The sequence below is a fragment of the Cyclobacterium roseum genome (assembly GCF_010119225.1).
GTDB lineage: Bacteria > Bacteroidota > Bacteroidia > Cytophagales > Cyclobacteriaceae > Cyclobacterium > Cyclobacterium roseum.
In genome coordinates this window covers 149390-167389 of record NZ_WNKF01000001.1, presented here as the reverse complement: position 1 = coordinate 167389, position 18000 = coordinate 149390, and the positions used below count along the sequence as shown (strand labels likewise).

Annotated in this window: 13 protein-coding genes; 10 read left to right on the top strand and 3 right to left on the bottom strand. The window is 47.4% G+C overall.

The annotated features are described in order from the left end of the window. Positions 1–112: 112 nt before the first annotated feature. Positions 113–1063: a DUF4625 domain-containing protein gene (locus GJQ68_RS00600; RefSeq protein WP_162415376.1), complete on the top strand. Its 951-nt coding sequence runs from the start codon at positions 113–115 to the stop codon at positions 1061–1063. A gap of 66 nt (positions 1064–1129) precedes the next feature. Here GJQ68_RS00600 and GJQ68_RS00595 read toward each other — a convergent pair whose 3' ends face one another. Next, positions 1130–1354 carry a hypothetical protein gene (locus tag GJQ68_RS00595; protein ID WP_162415375.1) on the bottom strand — a complete coding sequence of 75 codons (225 nt, stop codon included), beginning with the start codon at positions 1352–1354 and terminating at the stop codon, positions 1130–1132. Between the two features lie 169 nt (positions 1355–1523). After that, a complete protein-coding gene (locus GJQ68_RS00590; protein ID WP_162415374.1) occupies positions 1524–2036 on the bottom strand; it encodes a hypothetical protein in 513 nt (170 codons plus the stop codon). A gap of 103 nt (positions 2037–2139) precedes the next feature. On the opposite strand from GJQ68_RS00590, the gene GJQ68_RS00585 reads away from it, so the two are divergent. The 9 genes from GJQ68_RS00585 (at position 2140) to GJQ68_RS00545 (ending at position 16781) form a co-directional block, all read left to right on the top strand. Then, on the top strand, positions 2140–3732 hold the full coding sequence (locus GJQ68_RS00585; protein ID WP_162415373.1) for an ATP-dependent DNA ligase: 1593 nt from the start codon (positions 2140–2142) through the stop codon (positions 3730–3732). Beyond that, entirely contained in the window at positions 3722–6166 is a 2445-nt protein-coding gene (locus tag GJQ68_RS00580) for a ligase-associated DNA damage response DEXH box helicase (RefSeq protein WP_162415372.1), read from the top strand. The genes GJQ68_RS00585 and GJQ68_RS00580 overlap by 11 nt, the downstream gene beginning before the upstream one ends. Positions 6167–6238: 72 nt before the next feature. Next, positions 6239–7366 carry a PQQ-dependent sugar dehydrogenase gene (locus GJQ68_RS00575; protein ID WP_162415371.1) on the top strand — a complete coding sequence of 376 codons (1128 nt, stop codon included), beginning with the start codon at positions 6239–6241 and terminating at the stop codon, positions 7364–7366. A gap of 69 nt (positions 7367–7435) precedes the next feature. Beyond that, the gene (gene betA, locus GJQ68_RS00570; RefSeq protein WP_235940980.1) at positions 7436–9109 is read left to right on the top strand and encodes a choline dehydrogenase; all 1674 of its coding nucleotides are present in this window, start codon (positions 7436–7438) and stop codon (positions 9107–9109) included. Then, positions 9109–10584 carry an aldehyde dehydrogenase family protein gene (locus GJQ68_RS00565; protein ID WP_162415370.1) on the top strand — a complete coding sequence of 492 codons (1476 nt, stop codon included), beginning with the start codon at positions 9109–9111 and terminating at the stop codon, positions 10582–10584. Before betA ends, GJQ68_RS00565 begins: the two co-directional genes overlap by 1 nt. Positions 10585–10707: 123 nt before the next feature. Then, positions 10708–12117 carry a sodium:solute symporter family protein gene (locus GJQ68_RS00560; RefSeq protein ID WP_235940979.1) on the top strand — a complete coding sequence of 470 codons (1410 nt, stop codon included), beginning with the start codon at positions 10708–10710 and terminating at the stop codon, positions 12115–12117. Positions 12118–12131: 14 nt separating this feature from the next. Beyond that, on the top strand, positions 12132–13094 hold the full coding sequence (locus tag GJQ68_RS00555) for a nucleoside hydrolase (RefSeq protein ID WP_162415369.1): 963 nt from the start codon (positions 12132–12134) through the stop codon (positions 13092–13094). A 646-nt stretch (positions 13095–13740) separates the two neighbouring features. Further along, a complete protein-coding gene (locus tag GJQ68_RS00550) occupies positions 13741–15381 on the top strand; it encodes an acetolactate synthase large subunit (RefSeq protein WP_162415368.1) in 1641 nt (546 codons plus the stop codon). Continuing rightward, a complete protein-coding gene (locus GJQ68_RS00545; protein ID WP_162415367.1) occupies positions 15378–16781 on the top strand; it encodes an aldehyde dehydrogenase family protein in 1404 nt (467 codons plus the stop codon). Before GJQ68_RS00550 ends, GJQ68_RS00545 begins: the two co-directional genes overlap by 4 nt. 414 nt (positions 16782–17195) lie before the next feature. On the opposite strand, the gene GJQ68_RS00540 is transcribed toward GJQ68_RS00545, so the two are convergent. Then, the gene (locus tag GJQ68_RS00540; protein WP_162415366.1) at positions 17196–17642 is read right to left on the bottom strand and encodes a phage tail protein; all 447 of its coding nucleotides are present in this window, start codon (positions 17640–17642) and stop codon (positions 17196–17198) included. Positions 17643–18000 lie beyond the last annotated feature (358 nt).

Genomic DNA, 18000 nt, shown 5'->3' with positions numbered 1-18000 from the left:
GAAATAAGCGCAAACTTTTTGGAACTCTTCTTCGTTTGTTTTATTATTGCAACAATAATGCATGTGCAATAATATTGAATTGATAACCATCTCCATAACTACCAAACAATTTATGAAACGAAACGGAATAGTATTACTGGCTTTTGTATCTACTTTATTTCTGGCTTGCGACCCTGTAAGTGAGTCTCCACAGGATCTAGAGGCTCCTGTCATCGACCATGCCGATGGGCATGACGAAATCGAGCCCGAAAACGGGGAAGTATTCAGTGAAACCGCCGACCACACCCACGTTAGGTTTTCAGTAGAAGATCCTTCGGGGATCGGTCAGGTTCGGGTAAATGTACATGCCAATTTTGATGGCCACAGTCATGCCCGCATGAACAACGATTTTGTCCGACTGGATGTCAACGATATTTACAGCCCGGAGGCATCTAATCCGGATTTTCGATTTCCTGAAGGAACTACCCGGATCAATATCGATGGCCCTGGTACCGACATTTACTGGACGGGCACCAATTCCCGATTGACGGGACCGGTTATCGCCGGGTCTTATGACGTGGGCATTGAGGCGACGGATATCCACGGTAACCAAACTGGATACGACGACGGAAGCAGCTACCTGGCCACCATTCAAATTCGCACTCCGTATGCCCCTTCGATCAACATTACCAATCTCCATGATGACGAATTGGAAGGCGAAGTGGGGATGCCGTTAAACGTTGAAGGCAGTATTAGCAGGACCGGACATGAATTGAGTGCTCCGATTTCCTTTTTATGGATTAGATTGACAGAGGAGCATGACGACCATGAAGGTGAGGACGATCACAATCACCGCCTCTCAGAGGAAGATTACTACGATAAAATGTGGGGAACTTCGGCATGGCTGGATGAAGGCAGTGGCCCGGATTTACCCCATGATGAAATGCTGGATCTTTCTAAAATTTTAAGCGGAGATAATGCCATCCAAATACCTTCCGGGGAAGATCACCTGGACTTAGTTATTCGTGCGGAGGATGTAAATGGTAATACAACAGAGAAGACATTTACGGTGCATATAGAATAAGCAGTAAAAAAAAGCGCTTTCCCCAGGAAAGCGCTTTTTTGATTTTTAAGTATATAGTGGTTTAGTTTAATTTCGTTCCGACCAGTCTACTTTTATTTGCGTGTGCGGCAAATCAATACGATACCTGACTAAGTCTTCTTTTATCGACCATAAAGTGCCTTTTATAGATTCCGTCAGTTGATCTGATTTTGTAGAAAAATCACCCATTTCGGAAAGCGAATTCCAAAATCCTTGCTGGCTGATAAAGAAAAATGCTACAATAATGATCAGGTACTTGGCGGAAAATCTCATATCCCATTTCGTTTAACATGTTATTAACATTTATTAAACAAAAATGTTTGATTATTCAGGAAATAAACGCGGACATTAAGGGATTTATTATGATATCCAACTCATAGTAACCTTCTTACACAATATTATATTACACGACCTCTGTAAAAAATTATCAGATAGTGATTAATTATTCAGGATAATTAGGTGAACACAAAGCTATTTTATGGGTATTAAAATAGTACAGCGAAGTATCGTTGGTGCCAATATTTCCGCTAACCAGAATGACATCATAGTCAGGCCCCTGGTCAGCAAGATGGATTTTTATATGCCCATCGAAATTTTTTAATGACTCAAAGTCCGGCTCATTGCCATTTGATAGTCTTCCAATAACGGTTCGACTTTGCAGGGTGCGGCTGTCAATGGGGCTAAGCAGCTGTGCAATCGTAGCATCTTCGTCATCAAGATTTCCAAAATGTAAGTGCCCCGTGTAAAAGTAAGGATCTTCGGAGGTTACGCCATCCAACTGGATCAATAGCTCCACAGCATCTTCCCTTAGCTCAAAGGTAGCGGTGCCTTCAAAGGCATATTCTCCGGTCTGATATAAAGGATAACTTACGGATTGTATTTCAGGTAAATTTTCTTCCGTTTGGCATCCTGCTAATGCCCATATTACAATTGCGATAAATGGAATATTTTTCATTTGATAGTTGTTTACTTACCAATTTTTAAACGAACAATTAAAATTATTGGTTTATGAAGAACTAAAAATTGTGAAAATATATGAGTAAAATCATTAAACGGGGATGAAAAGATTTTCAAAATTGATCAAGCAGCTAGATCAGACCAACAAGACCGGAGATAAATTAGGACTGTTGGAAGCCTATTTTGCCGAGGCTCCGGACCAGGACCGTCTTTGGACCATGGCGCTTTTCACCCATAAACGACCCAAAAGAACCATCAACAGCAAACAACTTCGGGACTTATGCTGTGAGATTGCCGGAATTCCGGATTGGCTGTTTGAAGAATCGTATCAAACGGTTGGAGATCTGGCCGAAACCATCGCCCTGGTTCTCCCTGAATCTCAGGAGCATTCCGACAGGCCCTTACACGGATGGATTGAGTTTTTGGAAGCACTCAGAAACCGGGACGAAATCGATAAAAAAGCGGCTGTCCGCCAAGCCTGGCAAACACTAACCAAAGAGGAGCGCCTGGTATTTAATAAGCTGATTACCGGCGGCTTCCGGATTGGCGTAAGCCAGCAACTCATTACAAGGGCATTGGCAAGCACCTTTGACCTGGAAAAAACGGCCGTGGCACATCGGATCATGGGCAACTGGAATCCCTGGCAAACATCTTTTAACGATCTGTTGTTTCAATCGGATATTTCTGCAGATCTTTCCCGCCCCTACCCATTTTTTCTGGCGCATCCATTGGAAAAACCCGAAGATTTACCCGGCGAAAGGTCAGACTGGCAGGCCGAGTGGAAATGGGATGGTATCCGTGGCCAACTGATCCATCGGGGTGGGGAGGTGTTTATCTGGTCCAGGGGAGAGGAATTGGTTACGGATAAATTTCCGGAATTGGAAGCCATTGGAAAAGCCATTCCGGATGGCACCGTTTTGGACGGTGAAATCATGCCTTTTCAGGAAGGCCGGCCGCTTCCTTTTGGCCTGTTGCAAACTCGTTTGGGTAGGAAAAATGTCAGTGCCCGTCTTTTAAGAGAAGCACCGGTTTCCTTTATGGCCTACGATTTACTGGAATGGGAAGGCCAGGACGTTCGGTATTGGAAACTTTCCGAAAGAAGAAAAACCCTGGAAAGACTGGTCGGATCTCATTCTGAAGCCAACCTATTGCTCTCTCAAGTGCTCGCAGCCACTACCTGGCCAGAATTAGCCGAAATCCGGGAACAATCCAGAGAGATGAAAGCGGAAGGATTGATGTTGAAAAGAAAAGATGGGTTGTACGAAACCGGTAGAAAAAGAGGGGGATGGTGGAAATGGAAAATAGACCCCCTTACCGTTGATGGGGTGATGATTTATGCACAAAAAGGCCACGGTCGCCGGGCAAATATGTATTCGGATTATACCCTTGCGGTTTGGAATGGGGATGCCTTGGTTCCTTTTGCGAAGGCCTATTCCGGCCTGACCGATGCCGAGATGAAATCAGTTGATACCTATGTCAAAAAAAATACCCGAGAGCGATTTGGCCCGGTAAGGACAGTCAAACCCGGTTTGGTTTTTGAAATTGCCTTTGAAGGGATTCAGGAGAGTTCAAGGCATAAATCCGGAATAGCACTTCGGTTTCCGCGAATTCACCGCTGGCGAAAAGACAAAGCCATTGAGGAAGCCAATTCTCTGGAAGATTTACAGCATTTATTGGAAAAATATGGAAAGTAGCTGGGCAGAGAACTGGTTTCAAGAGAAAGGATGGACGGCGTTTGATTTTCAGAAATCCTGCTGGAAACACTACCTGCAAGGCCAAAGTGGCTTACTAAACGCTCCTACCGGCTCCGGCAAAACCATGGCCCTGTGGATGCCCATACTAATGGAATACGTGCGGGAGCATCCCGACTCCTGGAAGAAGCCTCAGAAAAATGGCTTGCAGGTTATCTGGATCACCCCCTTGCGGGCCTTAGCGCAAGACATACACCAGGCCATGAGCCGGGTTTGCGAAGAAACCGGCCTGCCCTGGCGGATAGGAGTCCGAAATGGAGATACCGGAACCGCTGAACGCCGGAAGCAAAAAAATTCCATGCCGGAATGCCTGATTACCACTCCCGAAAGCCTGCACCTACTGCTTACCCAAAAGGATCACCCCCTGCTTTTTAAAAACCTGAAGGCGATTATCGTCGATGAGTGGCACGAACTGCTGGCCAACAAACGAGGGATTCAGGTGCAACTTGCCCTTAGCCAAATCCGCACCTTGACCATCCAGCCGTTAAAGGTTTGGGGCATATCCGCTACCATTGGAAACCTGGCTCAAGCCCATCAGGTATTACTGGGTGATGAGCAGCCGGAGCTTATCGTCCGATCCGCAATCAAAAAAGAAATCCAGGTACAATCGATCTTGCCTGATGAAGTGGAACGATACCCCTGGTCCGGGCATCTGGGCATCAAAATGATCCATAAAATACTACCGGTAATCGAAGCCAGTCAAAGTGTCTTGTTATTTACCAATACCCGCTCGCAAACCGAAATCTGGTATCAAAAAATCCTGGAAGCCAAACCGGAATGGGCAGGAATAATGGCCATGCATCATGGCTCCCTGGATCCAGCCGTCCGGGCCTGGGTAGAAGCTTCCCTCCATGAAAAAAAACTCAAATTAGTAGTCTGCACCAGCAGCCTGGACCTGGGTGTAGACTTCAGGCCGGTGGATACCGTTATTCAGGTAGGCGGTCCCAAAGGAGTCACACGCTTTGTCCAGCGCGCAGGCAGGGCAGGCCACCAGCCTGGAGCCCTTAGCAGAATTTATTTTATCCCCACCCATTCCCTGGAATTGATAGAAGCAAGTGCGCTAAGGCAGGCCATTCATAGCGGGCAATACGAGGATCAGGTTCCGTTGGAAAACTGCTACGATGTATTGATTCAGTTTTTGGTCACGTTGGCTTTGGGCGAAGGCTTTTATCCGGACCAACTGTTTCCGGTCATTCAGTCCACGCATTCCTTCCGATCACTGAGCCGGCGAGCGTTTGACTGGATGCTGGAATTTATCACCGTGGGAGGCAATGCCCTGGGAAGCTACGAAGAATTTTCAAAGGTGGAAATCCAGGCCGATGGGCTTTACAAGGTGAGTAATAGGAAAACGGCCATGCGACACCGCTTGTCTATGGGCACCATTGTCAGTGATCCCATGATCCAGGTAAAATTTATGACCGGAGGTTACATTGGTTCGGTGGAGGAGAGCTTCATATCTAAGTTAAAACCAGGGGACGTTTTTTGGTTTGCCGGCAGAAGCCTGGAGTTTGTACAAATAAAGGAAATGAAAGCCCTGGTACGCAGGTCAAAAAAGAAAACTGGATCCATTCCCCGTTGGATGGGGGGACGCATGCCTCTTTCTTCCAGGTTGGCCGAACTGATTCGATCCGAGTTACAAAAAGCGGCTGATCAGCAGGAGGATTCCATAGAGCTACGGACTATTCAGCCTATTTTGGCCCTACAGGGATCCCTGTCCAAAATACCGGATCAGAAATCTCTGCTGGTGGAAAAGTGCAAGAGCAAGGAAGGGTACCACGTCTTTTTCTTTCCATTTGAAGGAAGGTTTGTTCATGAAGTGCTGGCAGCCTTACTAGCGTATCGCATCAGTATCAGTAGCCCAATCAGCCTGAGCATCGCCATGAATGACTATGGCTTTGAATTACTTTCTGATAGCCCCATTCCCATTGAAGAGGCCCTGGAAGAGGATTTATTTTCAGCCCATAACCTGATGGAGGATATCTATGCCAGTATTAATGAAAGCGAAATGGCCCGGCGACGCTTTCGGGAAATTGCGGCCATTGCAGGCCTGGTATTTCAGGGCTACCCCGGGAAGGGTATTCAAACCAAGCATTTGCAGGCCAGTTCGGGTATTCTGTATGGCGTGTTTGAGACCTATGATCCGGACAATCTCCTTTTGGAACAGGCCAGACGGGAAGTATTGAATGTTCAGATGGAAAAAACCCGTCTTGAAAAGGTCATTGACCGCATTAACCGGCAAAAAATACAGTTGCTAACCACCCCGAGGATCAGTCCATTTGCCTTTCCGATCATGGTCGACCGTCTGAGTAGTAACAGTCTCAGTTCCGAAAAATTGGAGGACCGCGTGCTGCGCCTGCAGGCGGAACTGCTCTCTTAAAACTTGTTTAGAAGCTATTTTAAGTGTAATTTAACCTTTTATTTAATTACCATAAACCAAAATCGCGCCTTTATGAAATCATTATTTCTTTCCCTGCTAATGACCAGCCTTTACGTGGCCTGCATGGGCCAGACACCGCCCAATGGACCGGAAGTCACTGAGCCTGAATGGGACAACTACACCATTGAAACGGTAGTTGATGACCTGAAAATACCTTGGGGAATGGCCTTTTTGCCCGATGGCAGCCTGCTCATTACGGAGCGTTCAGGAGAATTGATCCATTTCAAAAACGGAGAAAAAACCGAAATCAGCGGAGTCCCGGCCGTATGGGCCAAGGGGCAGGGCGGATTACTTGATGTGGAACTTCATCCAGATTATGCCAACAATGGCTGGATTTATCTTTCCTATTCCTCAGAAGAGGGACCGGGAGACGGAGCACACACTGCGATTAGTCGCGCAAAGCTAGAAGGCGATCGCCTGACGAATCAGGAAGTGCTATACAAAGCCGGCCCCAACACGGAGAAGGGTCAGCATTATGGATCCAGAATCGTGTTTGATAAGGACGGATACCTGTTCTTTACCATTGGTGAAAGGGGTAATCGGGATGAAAACCCCCAAGACATTACCCGGGACGGTGGGAAAGTATACCGATTACACGATGACGGGAAGGTGCCGACGGACAATCCTTTTGTAAATTCCACCGGAGCAAAAAAGGCAATTTATTCCTACGGCCACCGAAACCCTCAGGGAATGATCGTACATCCCGAGACGGGAGAAATATGGGTTCACGAACACGGCCCTCGCGGCGGTGATGAAATAAATGTAGTCAAAAAAGGGGCGAACTATGGTTGGCCGGAAATTTCGTACGGGATCAATTACAATGGCACTGTTCTCACCGAGGAAACCTCCAAACCTGGTATGGAACAACCGCTTTATTACTGGGTTCCTTCCATTGCCCCGAGTGGGTTTGATGTCGTCAGCAGTGACCGGTATCCACAATGGCAGGGAGATTTGTTGGTGGGTTCGCTAAGCTTTGCTTATCTGGAAAAACTCACCCTACAAGGGGATGAGGTAACGAAAAGAGAAAAAATCATCGACGGTATGGGCAGGGTCCGAAGCGTGGTGATGGGACCCGATGGCTATATTTATGCCGGTGTGGAAGGAAAAGGAGTTGTAAAAATCGTCCCCTCCGCCAACTAATCGAATTTGCTTACTACATAATGACCTGGGAGCAGCAAAAAAAGAAACGAATCGTTGCAGAAAGAATAAATGATGTCGAAAAACACCTATGATTTTATTATTATTGGCGGGGGGTCTGCTGGAAGCGTCTTGGCCAATAGATTAAGTAAAGACTCAAAAAATAAGGTTCTTGTCATAGAAGCAGGACGAATGGACCATGCCTGGGATTTTCGTATCCACATGCCGGCAGCCCTTACCTATCCGCTTTCGAATAACTTCTATAACTGGGGTTACACTTCCGAACCGGAACCCTACATGCATAACCGACGCATTTACCAACCCCGGGGAAAAGTGCTGGGAGGATCCAGTTGTATTAATGGGATGATCTATATCCGTGGAAATGCATTGGACTTTGAAAAATGGGGCGCAACGGATGGCTTGGAGGATTGGGGATACGCCCACTGCCTTCCCTATTTCAAGCGCATGGAAAACCGCTTAATCGGAGGTGATGACTATCGGGGAGAAGGAGGTCCTTTGCACCTTACCACCCCAAAATGCGATAACCCACTGTTTGATGCCTTTTTTAAATCCGTTCAGCAAGCCGGTTACCCACTTACCGAGGATGTAAACGGCTATCAACAGGAAGGATTTGGAAAATTTGATGCTACGATCTATAAGGGAAAGCGTTGGAATGCTGCGCGGGCATACATCCATCCGGTGAAGGACCGTGAAAATCTGACGATTTCCCTCAAATCCACCGTCTCCCGCATACTGTTTGACGGAAACCGAGCCATCGGGGTGGAATACATAAAAGGAAATAAAACGCATAAGGTCTACGGTGAGAAAATCATTTGTAGCGGCGGAGCTATTAATTCCCCTCAGGTTCTTCAGTTATCCGGCATTGGCAACGCTGCCGAACTGAAAAAGCTAGGGATTCCGGTAGTAGCAGATCTTAAAGGAGTCGGTGAAAACCTTCAGGATCACCTGGAGGTATACGTTCAGTGGGCTGCCAAAAAGCCGGTTAGCCTCTACCCTTCCCTGAAATTTTACAACCAACCAAAAATCGGCCTGGAATGGCTTTTTAATAAAACAGGGATCGGTGCCAGCAACCATTTTGAGGCTGGAGGTTTTATTCGCGGTAACGATGAAGTCGCCTATCCCAACCTGCAGTACCATTTTCTCCCCATCGCCATACGATATGACGGCTCGGCACCGAACGAAGGACATGGGTTCCAGCTTCATGTGGGCCCCATGAACACGGATGTAAGAGGCCATGTGAAGATAAAATCTGCCGATCCCGGTGAATATCCCAGCATTTTGTTCAATTACCTTTCTACCGAACAAGAACGAAAGGAATGGATAGAGGCCATCCGCTGTACAAGGAGTCTTGTTAATCAACCGGCTTTCGACGAACTGCGGGGAAAAGAAATCTCTCCGGGTGATGCTGTAGAAACGGATGAAGAAATACTTGACTTTGTTGCAAGAGAAGGTGAGAGCGCATACCATCCAAGCTGTACTTGTAAAATGGGATATGACAATGAGTCGGTAGTGGATGCCAACCTGAAGGTGCATGGCATTGAAAACCTGAGTGTGGTGGATGCTTCTGTGATGCCTGCCATTACCAATGGCAATATTTATGCACCGGTAATCATGATTGCAGAGAAGGCAGCGGATATTTTGTTGGGCAATAGCCCCGAGCCGCCGCAGCAGGTCCCCTACTACACCCATTCAACCGAAGTGGAAAAAAACCAAGTTTCCCATTAATGACTATACAACCCTTTTTTATGGATGGCTCCTGGGTAGCGGCACAAGCAGGCAACCAACGAACCATCATCAATCCTTTTGATCAAAAACCCATTGCGCTGGTCGCTGAGGGAGATCGTTCCGATGCCCGGGCAGCTATACTGAGTGCGCGGAAAGCATTCCAGGAAGAAAGCTGGAGCCAGATGCCTGCCCCGGAGCGGGGAAAGATGCTTTATGAATTGGGAGATCTGATCGCCGCCAATAAAGAAAAATTGGCCGAACTGGAAACGCTCAACACCGGTAAAACCTATACCGAAAGCCTCTGGGACATGGATGACATTGCGGGCATCTTTCGGTATTATGGAGGCCTGGCGGACAAGCATGCAGGAGAAGTCATCGCCAGTCCCAATCCCCATAGCCACAGCAGACTGGAAAAAGAACCGGTTGGCGTGGTGGGCATGATCTGTCCCTGGAACTATCCCCTGCTGCAGGCTGCCTGGAAAATAGCTCCTGCGCTGGCCGCCGGTTGCACCCTGGTGATCAAACCGAGTGAACTCACGCCCTTGAGCACACTGGAATGGACCCGCCTGGCCGAAAAAGTAGGCTTCCCAAGGGGTGTTATCAATACCGTTACCGGAGCGGGCGCCACGGTCGGTGCCGAACTGGCAGAAAGCCATGAAGTGGACATGATTTCCTTTACCGGAGGGGTAGTCACGGGCAAAAAAATCATGCAGGCGGCTGCTGGAAATGTAAAAAAAGTAGCACTGGAGCTGGGAGGAAAAAATCCACACATCCTGTTTGAAGACGGGGATTGGGAGACCGCCATCGATTTTATCCTAAACGGCGTTTTTTTTCATGCCGGGCAAATCTGCTCGGCCGGTACCCGGGTAATGGTTCATGCCACTATCCACGATGCGGTGGTGGAACGACTGGAAGCCAGAATCCGCAAAATACGGCTAGGAAATGGAATGGAAGACACCAGCCAAATGGGTCCACTTATTTCCGCAGATCAACGTGAGAAAGTAGAAAATCACGTTCAGACAGCCATCCGTGAAGGTGCAAAACTGGTCTGCGGGGGCAAAAGGCCATCGGGATCTGAATTCAGTCAGGGTTTCTTTTATGAACCCACCCTACTAACCGACTGTACACCGGAAATGCGCATTGTTCAGGAAGAGGTTTTCGGTCCCGTCGTGCATGTGGAGAAATTTGACAGCGAAGAGGAAGCCGTACGGCAGGCCAATGATACCATTTATGGTCTGTCAGGAGGATTCTGGTCAAACGATCCCGATCGAATATCCAGGGTGTCCAAAGCACTTCGTTTTGGCACCATATGGATCAATGATTTTAACGTGTACTTTACACAGGCTCCCTGGGGAGGGTACAAGCAGTCCGGCCTGGGCAGAGAACTGGGCACAACCGGCCTGGAAGAATTTCAGGAGATCAAGCATGTCTATCAAAACTTCAACCCCCAACCCCTAAACTGGTTCGGGAAATAAACTCTTACAACTATCGATACCACAAGCCTAGGCATTATCGTCACCGTTTTTTTTTACCTGATCATTTTACTCACGGGCTATTATGCCAGCAGAAAGGAATCGGGTGATCAAACTTCCCAGGGAATGTTGCTGGCAGGTCGGAAAATGCCCGCCTGGATAGGTATCTTTACGATGACCGCTACCTGGGTAGGAGGTGGATACATCATTGGTACAAGCGAGGCAGTGTTTGACAGTGCTCGTGGCCTGGTATGGGCGCAGGCTCCCTGGGGTTATGCCCTAAGCCTGATTCTAGGAGGCTTGTTCTTTGCCCGTAAAATCCGGAGTTTTGGATTCACCACCTTTATCGATGTATTTGAAAACAAATACGGAAAAAAAACCGCTGCCATTCTGTTTATTCCTGCCCTGATCGGGGAAATTTTCTGGAGTGCGGCCATTTTGGCGGCCCTGGGAATCACTTTTGCCACCATTTTCGGACTGGATCTGGAAACCTCCATCCTCGTCTCCGCCGCCATTGCCGTAGGCTATACCATGCTGGGTGGACTATGGTCGGTGGCCTACACGGATGTCGTGCAACTGATTTTTATCATCATTGGCCTGGGTATCAGCATTCCATTTGCCCTGGATAAAATCGGCGGAATGGATCAGGCATTGGAAATATACGATCAAACCATAAGTCATGGGTTTCAGATTTTTCCTTCCCTGGAGGCCTTTACCGGCAACGACCCTGCCTGGGGAAATGGTATTTGGGTATGGTTGGATTTTGCGCTGCTGCTCATTATGGGAGGTATTCCCTGGCAAGTCTATTTCCAACGGGTATTGTCCTCCAGTTCGGACCGGTCAGCCGTTCGGCTTTCCATCTATGGGGGGATTTGTTGTGCGCTAATGGCCATCCCTGCCGTACTTATCGGCCTGGCTGGTGTGGGATTTGACTGGAGCAATTCTTCGTTGGGAACAGCCCCGGAAGCCACCATGGTACTGCCTTACGTTCTTTTGGAAATGACCCCTCCGCTGATTGCAGCACTGGGGCTCGGTGCCGTGGCAGCGGCAGTCATGTCCTCCGTGGATTCCTCGGTGCTCTCGGCTGCCTCCATGTTTACCTGGAACCTGTACCGTCCCCTGCTTCGTCCGGGATGCACCGACAAACAGATTAAAGCTACCATCCGCTGGGCCATTCTGGGCATCGGCTCCATCGCCACCTGGCTCGCACTCACGCTTCAAAGTGTATACGAACTTTGGTACCTCTGTGCAGATCTAGTCTATGTCATCCTGTTTCCACAGTTGGTTTTGGCACTTTATTTCAAAAAAAGCAACCAGTACGGAGCCATCGCCGGAATTTTGGTTGGTTTGGTATTGCGATTTGGCGGTGGAGAGCCAATTTTCGGAATCGAACCCTTTCTGCCCTACCCCATGAATGATCCGGTCGAAGGACTCCAATTCCCTTTCCGTACCTTTGCCATGCTGGCCAGTTTGCTTACCATAGTAGTGGTTTCCCTATTAACGCCAAAAGCCTACAACCCGCAAGAAAAACGATAAAATCGAACTAAATCATGAAATCCTGGTTTTTATTATCCCTCCTTTGCTTTCTTTCGGTAATTACCGTGGCTCAAACCGAAAAAATCATTCTGGATACCGATCTGGATTCCGATGTCGACGATGTAGGAGCTTTGGCCATGTTGCATACCCTGGCGGATCACGAACGGGTAGCCATTTTGGGAATAATTGTTACCAGCAATGACCTTTTTGCCCCACAGTGCGCCGATGTTCTTAATCATTATTTCAAGCGCCCTACCATTCCGATTGGCGTTGAAAAAGGAATTTCCTTAGAAAACGCTTCCAAATACACCAAGGCCCTTACCCAGGCTTTTCCACATCGGCTACAAAACTATGACGATGCCGAAGATGCCACCCAACTTTATCGTAAGCTGCTGGCGGCAGAACCGGACAGTAGCGTCACCATTGTAACCATCGGCCATTTGACCAACCTCAGGCATTTAATCAAGTCAACTCCGGATGCCATCAGTGAACTTTCCGGATTGCAATTGATTGAAAAAAAGGTAAAACTATGGGCCTGTATGGGCGGGCAATTTCCCGAAGGCAAAGAAGCAAATTTTTATAGGCCGGATCCGGAATCTACCAAAATAGCCGTGGATCAATGGCCGGGCAGGGTGATTTATTCCGGCTGGGAGATTGGCAATAAAATCATCACGGGAGGAACCTACTTGAAAAAATCCCTTTCCCAGGCAAGCCCCGTTTACATGGGCTACGAACGATACAATGATTTTGCGGGAAGGCAAAGCTGGGACCAGTCGATTTTGCTGTACCTCATCTCTCCCGACAGCTACTGGAACTTATCCCCCAGTGGCAAGGCTCTGGTTCGGGAGGATGGCAGTAATGCATGGAAACGAGATGAAGAAGGCCATCAACAGTACCTGGTCGAAAAGACTCCACCGACGGAGCTGGCCAAAATTATTGATGCCTTGATGGTAGGCATCTATCGGGATGGTTTTTAATTGGTTTTCCGGTAAAGGCAGGGCAGCTCATTGTTCTGCAAATTCTCCAAAGTGACCGTAATTAAAAAGACTATTTTCCCGTTAGTAGAACGCGATTCACTATGTTTTTTGAAGATGGGCTTTGTTACAAAAAAAATGCCGGAGCCCCATTGTTCATGAAGCCCCGGACAAACCCTACATTAAAAAATAACCAACTAACCAATAACCAACTCAAAAGGCAATTCCTTGCCTATTATTCAAGCTACCTACTCATCTCCAAAAATCCGATGATCCAAACTCAAAAATTTCTTTTAATCTTATTCCTGTTTGATGAAATAAAGGTAATAGATAAAAATTAGTAATTATAGTATTTAACAATATTTTTTACTTTAAAAATGAACAAAACAGTTTTTTAATTTTGAATTACATAAATTTTAGTATGGATAATTTTAAATCACTAATTGTGTATTTTCCATAATGAAAAAGTCGGTTTATCCAATATAGTGCGCTAAATTTCAATAGGTTACAATTATCCTAACGAAGTGAATATTTCTCACTCGGGTTTTGACCCCAGGACTTAAAAAATTGGTAATTTAAATTCATAAAGGGTAGATTAGTATCAAATTTGCTCTACATTAAAAAAACGCTACTACTTCAATTTTTATTTATGAAAGCATCCGATTTATTTGTCAAAGCCCTGGAAAAAGAAGGGGTAGAGTATATTTTTGGCGTTCCCGGGGAGGAAAACCTGGACCTGCTAGAATCCCTGAGCAAGTCTTCCATACGCCTGATCCTTACCCGGCACGAGCAGGGAGCCGGTTTTATGGCCGCTACTTACGGAAGATTGACCGGCAAACCGGGCGTTTGCCTGGCCACCCTGGGTCCCGGAGCGACTAATCTCGTAACTCCGGCAGCCTATGCGCAGCTCGGAGCCATGCCCATGATGATGATCACCGGTCAGAAGCCCATCAAAAAAAGCAAGCAGGCCCGTTTCCAGATCATAGACGTGGTGGACATGATGCGTCCCATTACCAAGTACACCAAGCAGATTGTAAATGGCAGTGTCATCGCTTCGAATATACGAGAGGCGTTCCGTCTGGCTACCGAAGAAAGACCCGGTGCCGTACACCTGGAATTGCCGGAAGATATCGCCCAGGAGGAGACGGAAGATACCGTATTTGAGGTGGTCGGGCACATCATGCCGAAACCGGATGATGCGGCCATAGATGCGGCCGTTACCATGATCAAGCAAGCTAAAATGCCCTTATTGCTGATCGGAGCAGGAGCCAACCGTAAAGTAACCTGCGATGCCTTGGCAGATTTTGTAGACGAGACAGGAATTTATTTTTTTACCACCCAAATGGGCAAGGGGGTCATCGACGAGCGCCATCCCCAATACCTGGGAACCGCTGCATTGTCCAGCAATGATTTTCTACATGCCGCCCTGGATGAGTCCGACCTAATTATCAATGTGGGGCACGATGTAATCGAAAAACCCCCATTCTTCATGAAACATGGGGGTAAAAAGGTGATCCATGTGAACTTTGCCCCTGCCGAACTGGACCCCGTTTATTTCCCCCAACTCAACGTGGTGGGAGATATCACCACGGCGGTGGAAAAACTCACAGAGAAAATCACTAAAACCAGCAACTGGGACTTTTCCTTTTATCAAAAGGTAAAAGCAGAAGTGGCTGGCCATTTGAGCAAATATTTTGAAGACGAGCGCTTTCCTACCCTGCCCCAGCGCCTGGTAAACCTACTGCGTAAAAAGCTGGGAGATACGGATGTCATCACCCTGGATAATGGCGTGTACAAAATTTGGTTTGCCCGTAACTATACTTGTTACCAGCCCAAAACCCTGTTGTTAGACAATGCCCTGGCCTCCATGGGTGCTGGACTACCTTCAGCCATGACCGTCAACCTGCTTTATCCTGACAAGAAAGTCGTGGCCGTATGTGGAGACGGAGGTTTTATGATGAACTCCCAGGAACTGGAGACCGCCGTTCGGCTGGGCCTCAATCTGCTAGTCATTATTCTTAATGATCAATCCTATGGGATGATCAAATGGAAACAGGAAGACATGGGTTTCAAAGACTTTGGCCTGGATTTTAAAAATCCGGACTTCATTCAGTATGCTCAAAGCTATGGTGCCCATGGCTACCGGCCGGGAAGCGATCAGGAACTTCAGGAAGTTCTGGATAAAACCCTGAACAGCCCGGGAGTCCACGTGATCGATTTGCAGGTCGATTACTCCCTGAACCATCCCATTTTAAACGTAATGTTAAAAGAAAAAACAGCGAAATTATGAGTACTACACATAAACTAAAAGTACATTCCCCCTTTGATCAACAACTAATCAAAGAGTTGCCCATGATGGATGAGGCTGCCGTGGAAAAAACCCTCCAAACCGCTTATGCGCTGTTTCAAAACCAGTCTGCCTGGATACCTGCCTATAAGCGAATAGCCATTCTGGAAAAAGCCCGTCAACTTATGGAGGGAAAGGTAGAAGAACTAACCAAAACGGCCGCTCAGGAGGGCGGGAAACCCTATAAAGACTCCAAGGTGGAAGTACTCCGGGCTATTAATGGGGTAAAGATTGCCACCGAAGAGATTTCACAGCTTAAAGGCGAACAGGTGCCGATGGGCATTACCGAATCCTCGGTCAACCGCCTTGCTTTTACCATCCGGGAACCAATCGGTGTCGTGGCCTCGATTTCCGCTTTTAACCACCCGCTAAATCTAATCGTGCACCAGACCGTAACCGCCTTTGCGGCGGGCTGCCCTGTGATCATTAAACCTGCCAGCACCACTCCCCTATCCTGTCAGGCACTGGTAGAAATCCTAAAGGAGGCTGGTGTACCGGAAGGCTGGGTTCAGATGGTGCTCTGCACCAATGAATTGACCGAAAAGCTGGCCACAGACAAAAGGGTCAATTTCCTCTCCTTTATTGGTTCGGGTAAAATCGGATGGTACCTGAAGTCCAAACTAGCTCCCGGCACCCGATGTGCCCTGGAACACGGCGGTGCTGCTCCGGTGATCGTAGCGCAAGATGCCGTCATGGAAGAGATGTTACCGTTACTTGTAAAGGGTGGATTTTACCATGCCGGACAGGTCTGCGTATCCGTACAAAAAGTATTTGTCCATGAAAAAATAGCCAGAAAACTGGCCCAGGACCTGGCCGAGGCGGCCGAAAAATTGAAAGTGGGCGATCCCCTGGATGAAGCTACGGAAGTAGGTCCGCTGATCCGCACCGGAGAAGTGGACCGCGTAGAGGAATGGGTGAAAGAGGCCGTGGATGGTGGCGCCGAATTGCTTTGTGGCGGCAAGCGAATCAGCGACACCTGTTTTGCTCCTACGGTGTTGTTTAATCCGCCCCACGATGTCCGCGTTTCCAAAGAGGAGATTTTCGGCCCGGTAGTCTGCGTGTATTCCTATTCAGATCGGGATAAGGCCATAGAATTGGCCAACAGCCTGGAATACCATTTTCAGGCGGCCGTCTTTACCAAAGACATCGACCTGGCCCTGGACACTGTACAAAAGCTTAACGCCACCGCCGTCATGGTCAACGATCATACGGCATTTCGGGTAGACTGGATGCCCTTTGGCGGACGGGATGCCTCCGGAGAAGGGCTGGGCGGCATCCCCCACTCCATGCAGGACATGACCCGGGAAAAGCTGATGGTCTTTAAGAGTAAATTGCTGTCCTAAACTCAGATAAATCCCATTCGAAAAGGCCTTCCATCGGGTGATGGGAGGCCTTTTTTTGATTAGCTTGGACTTGAATGCAATTGGGAGCACTGATTTGGCTAAAGCCTTTGATAGGGAAAAAATCTCATTTCCTAAAGCTAAAGCAGTAGGCAATTGATTAAGAGGGTACTGGTTCCTTGTAAACCAAGAACGCATTTGGGGGTTCGATTCCGATGATCCACCTACTAACATCCGGAAGGAAGTGTCCTGGGACCGATCTGTAGCCATAAGGATTGGTTGCAACGCCATCACCGCACAGCAATGATGGCGTTTTCGTTTTCCAAACGAGCATTTTAACGGCTATTGGAGGGGACGCTACTTTTTGATTATTTATTATCTATTCCTATCTATCTTTAATAGTCCAAAAACCACCTTTCATCCATTCACAATCGTTAATCCTTCGTGCGCCAACTCCATGGACTCGACCGCAATTTCATTGCCCTCGGATTTCAAATCAGTACCTGTGATTTTTATGGGCCAGGCATTCAGTAAATTCCAGGTCATCGATGGGTGACCGTTCTCATCTAACAATTGAATGGTTACCGTTTCTCGTTTAATCGTATTTATACTAATGGCATTGTACCAGGCATAGAAATGGGTATCGGACTGAAAAATCCCTTTTCTTAGTGTTACCGTGCTCCCTTTGGCAATCCCCGGCATTTTGATTGAAGAAAATTGATTATGTCGATAACCGATTGTATCCGTTTTCACGTCCAGGCCAGTCACCTCCTGAAACACCACTGCATCTTCCATCGAATCAAATCTAACGGAAAAGTAAAATTTTGGCAAAGGCCACATCGAATCTTGAACGTCTTCTTCCATGCTCTTACAGGATTAAAATGTAAATTATTTTTCGTTGCGGGAATCTGTCAATAAATCCCCTATCCGATGCTTTGAATAGTCCATTAATCAGCAATCTCCCGGTTATCATTCGTAATAGTATTGCCGGTGTTTTCGTTGCCGGTGTTTGATCAGAAAGTGGTGGCTAATATCCCTATCTCAAAAGGATGGTTGCTTGCACACAAACCATGCGCCACCCGACTCTCGGTTTTCAATAACCAAAATAAGGATTTCGGATAGGAAATCAAGGATAATCGGCTTCTATTTTTCGGGAAGTAACGTGAGTTCGACCTAATTTAAAAATCAAAATGTTAAAAAAAATAAAGAATGGCATCAAATC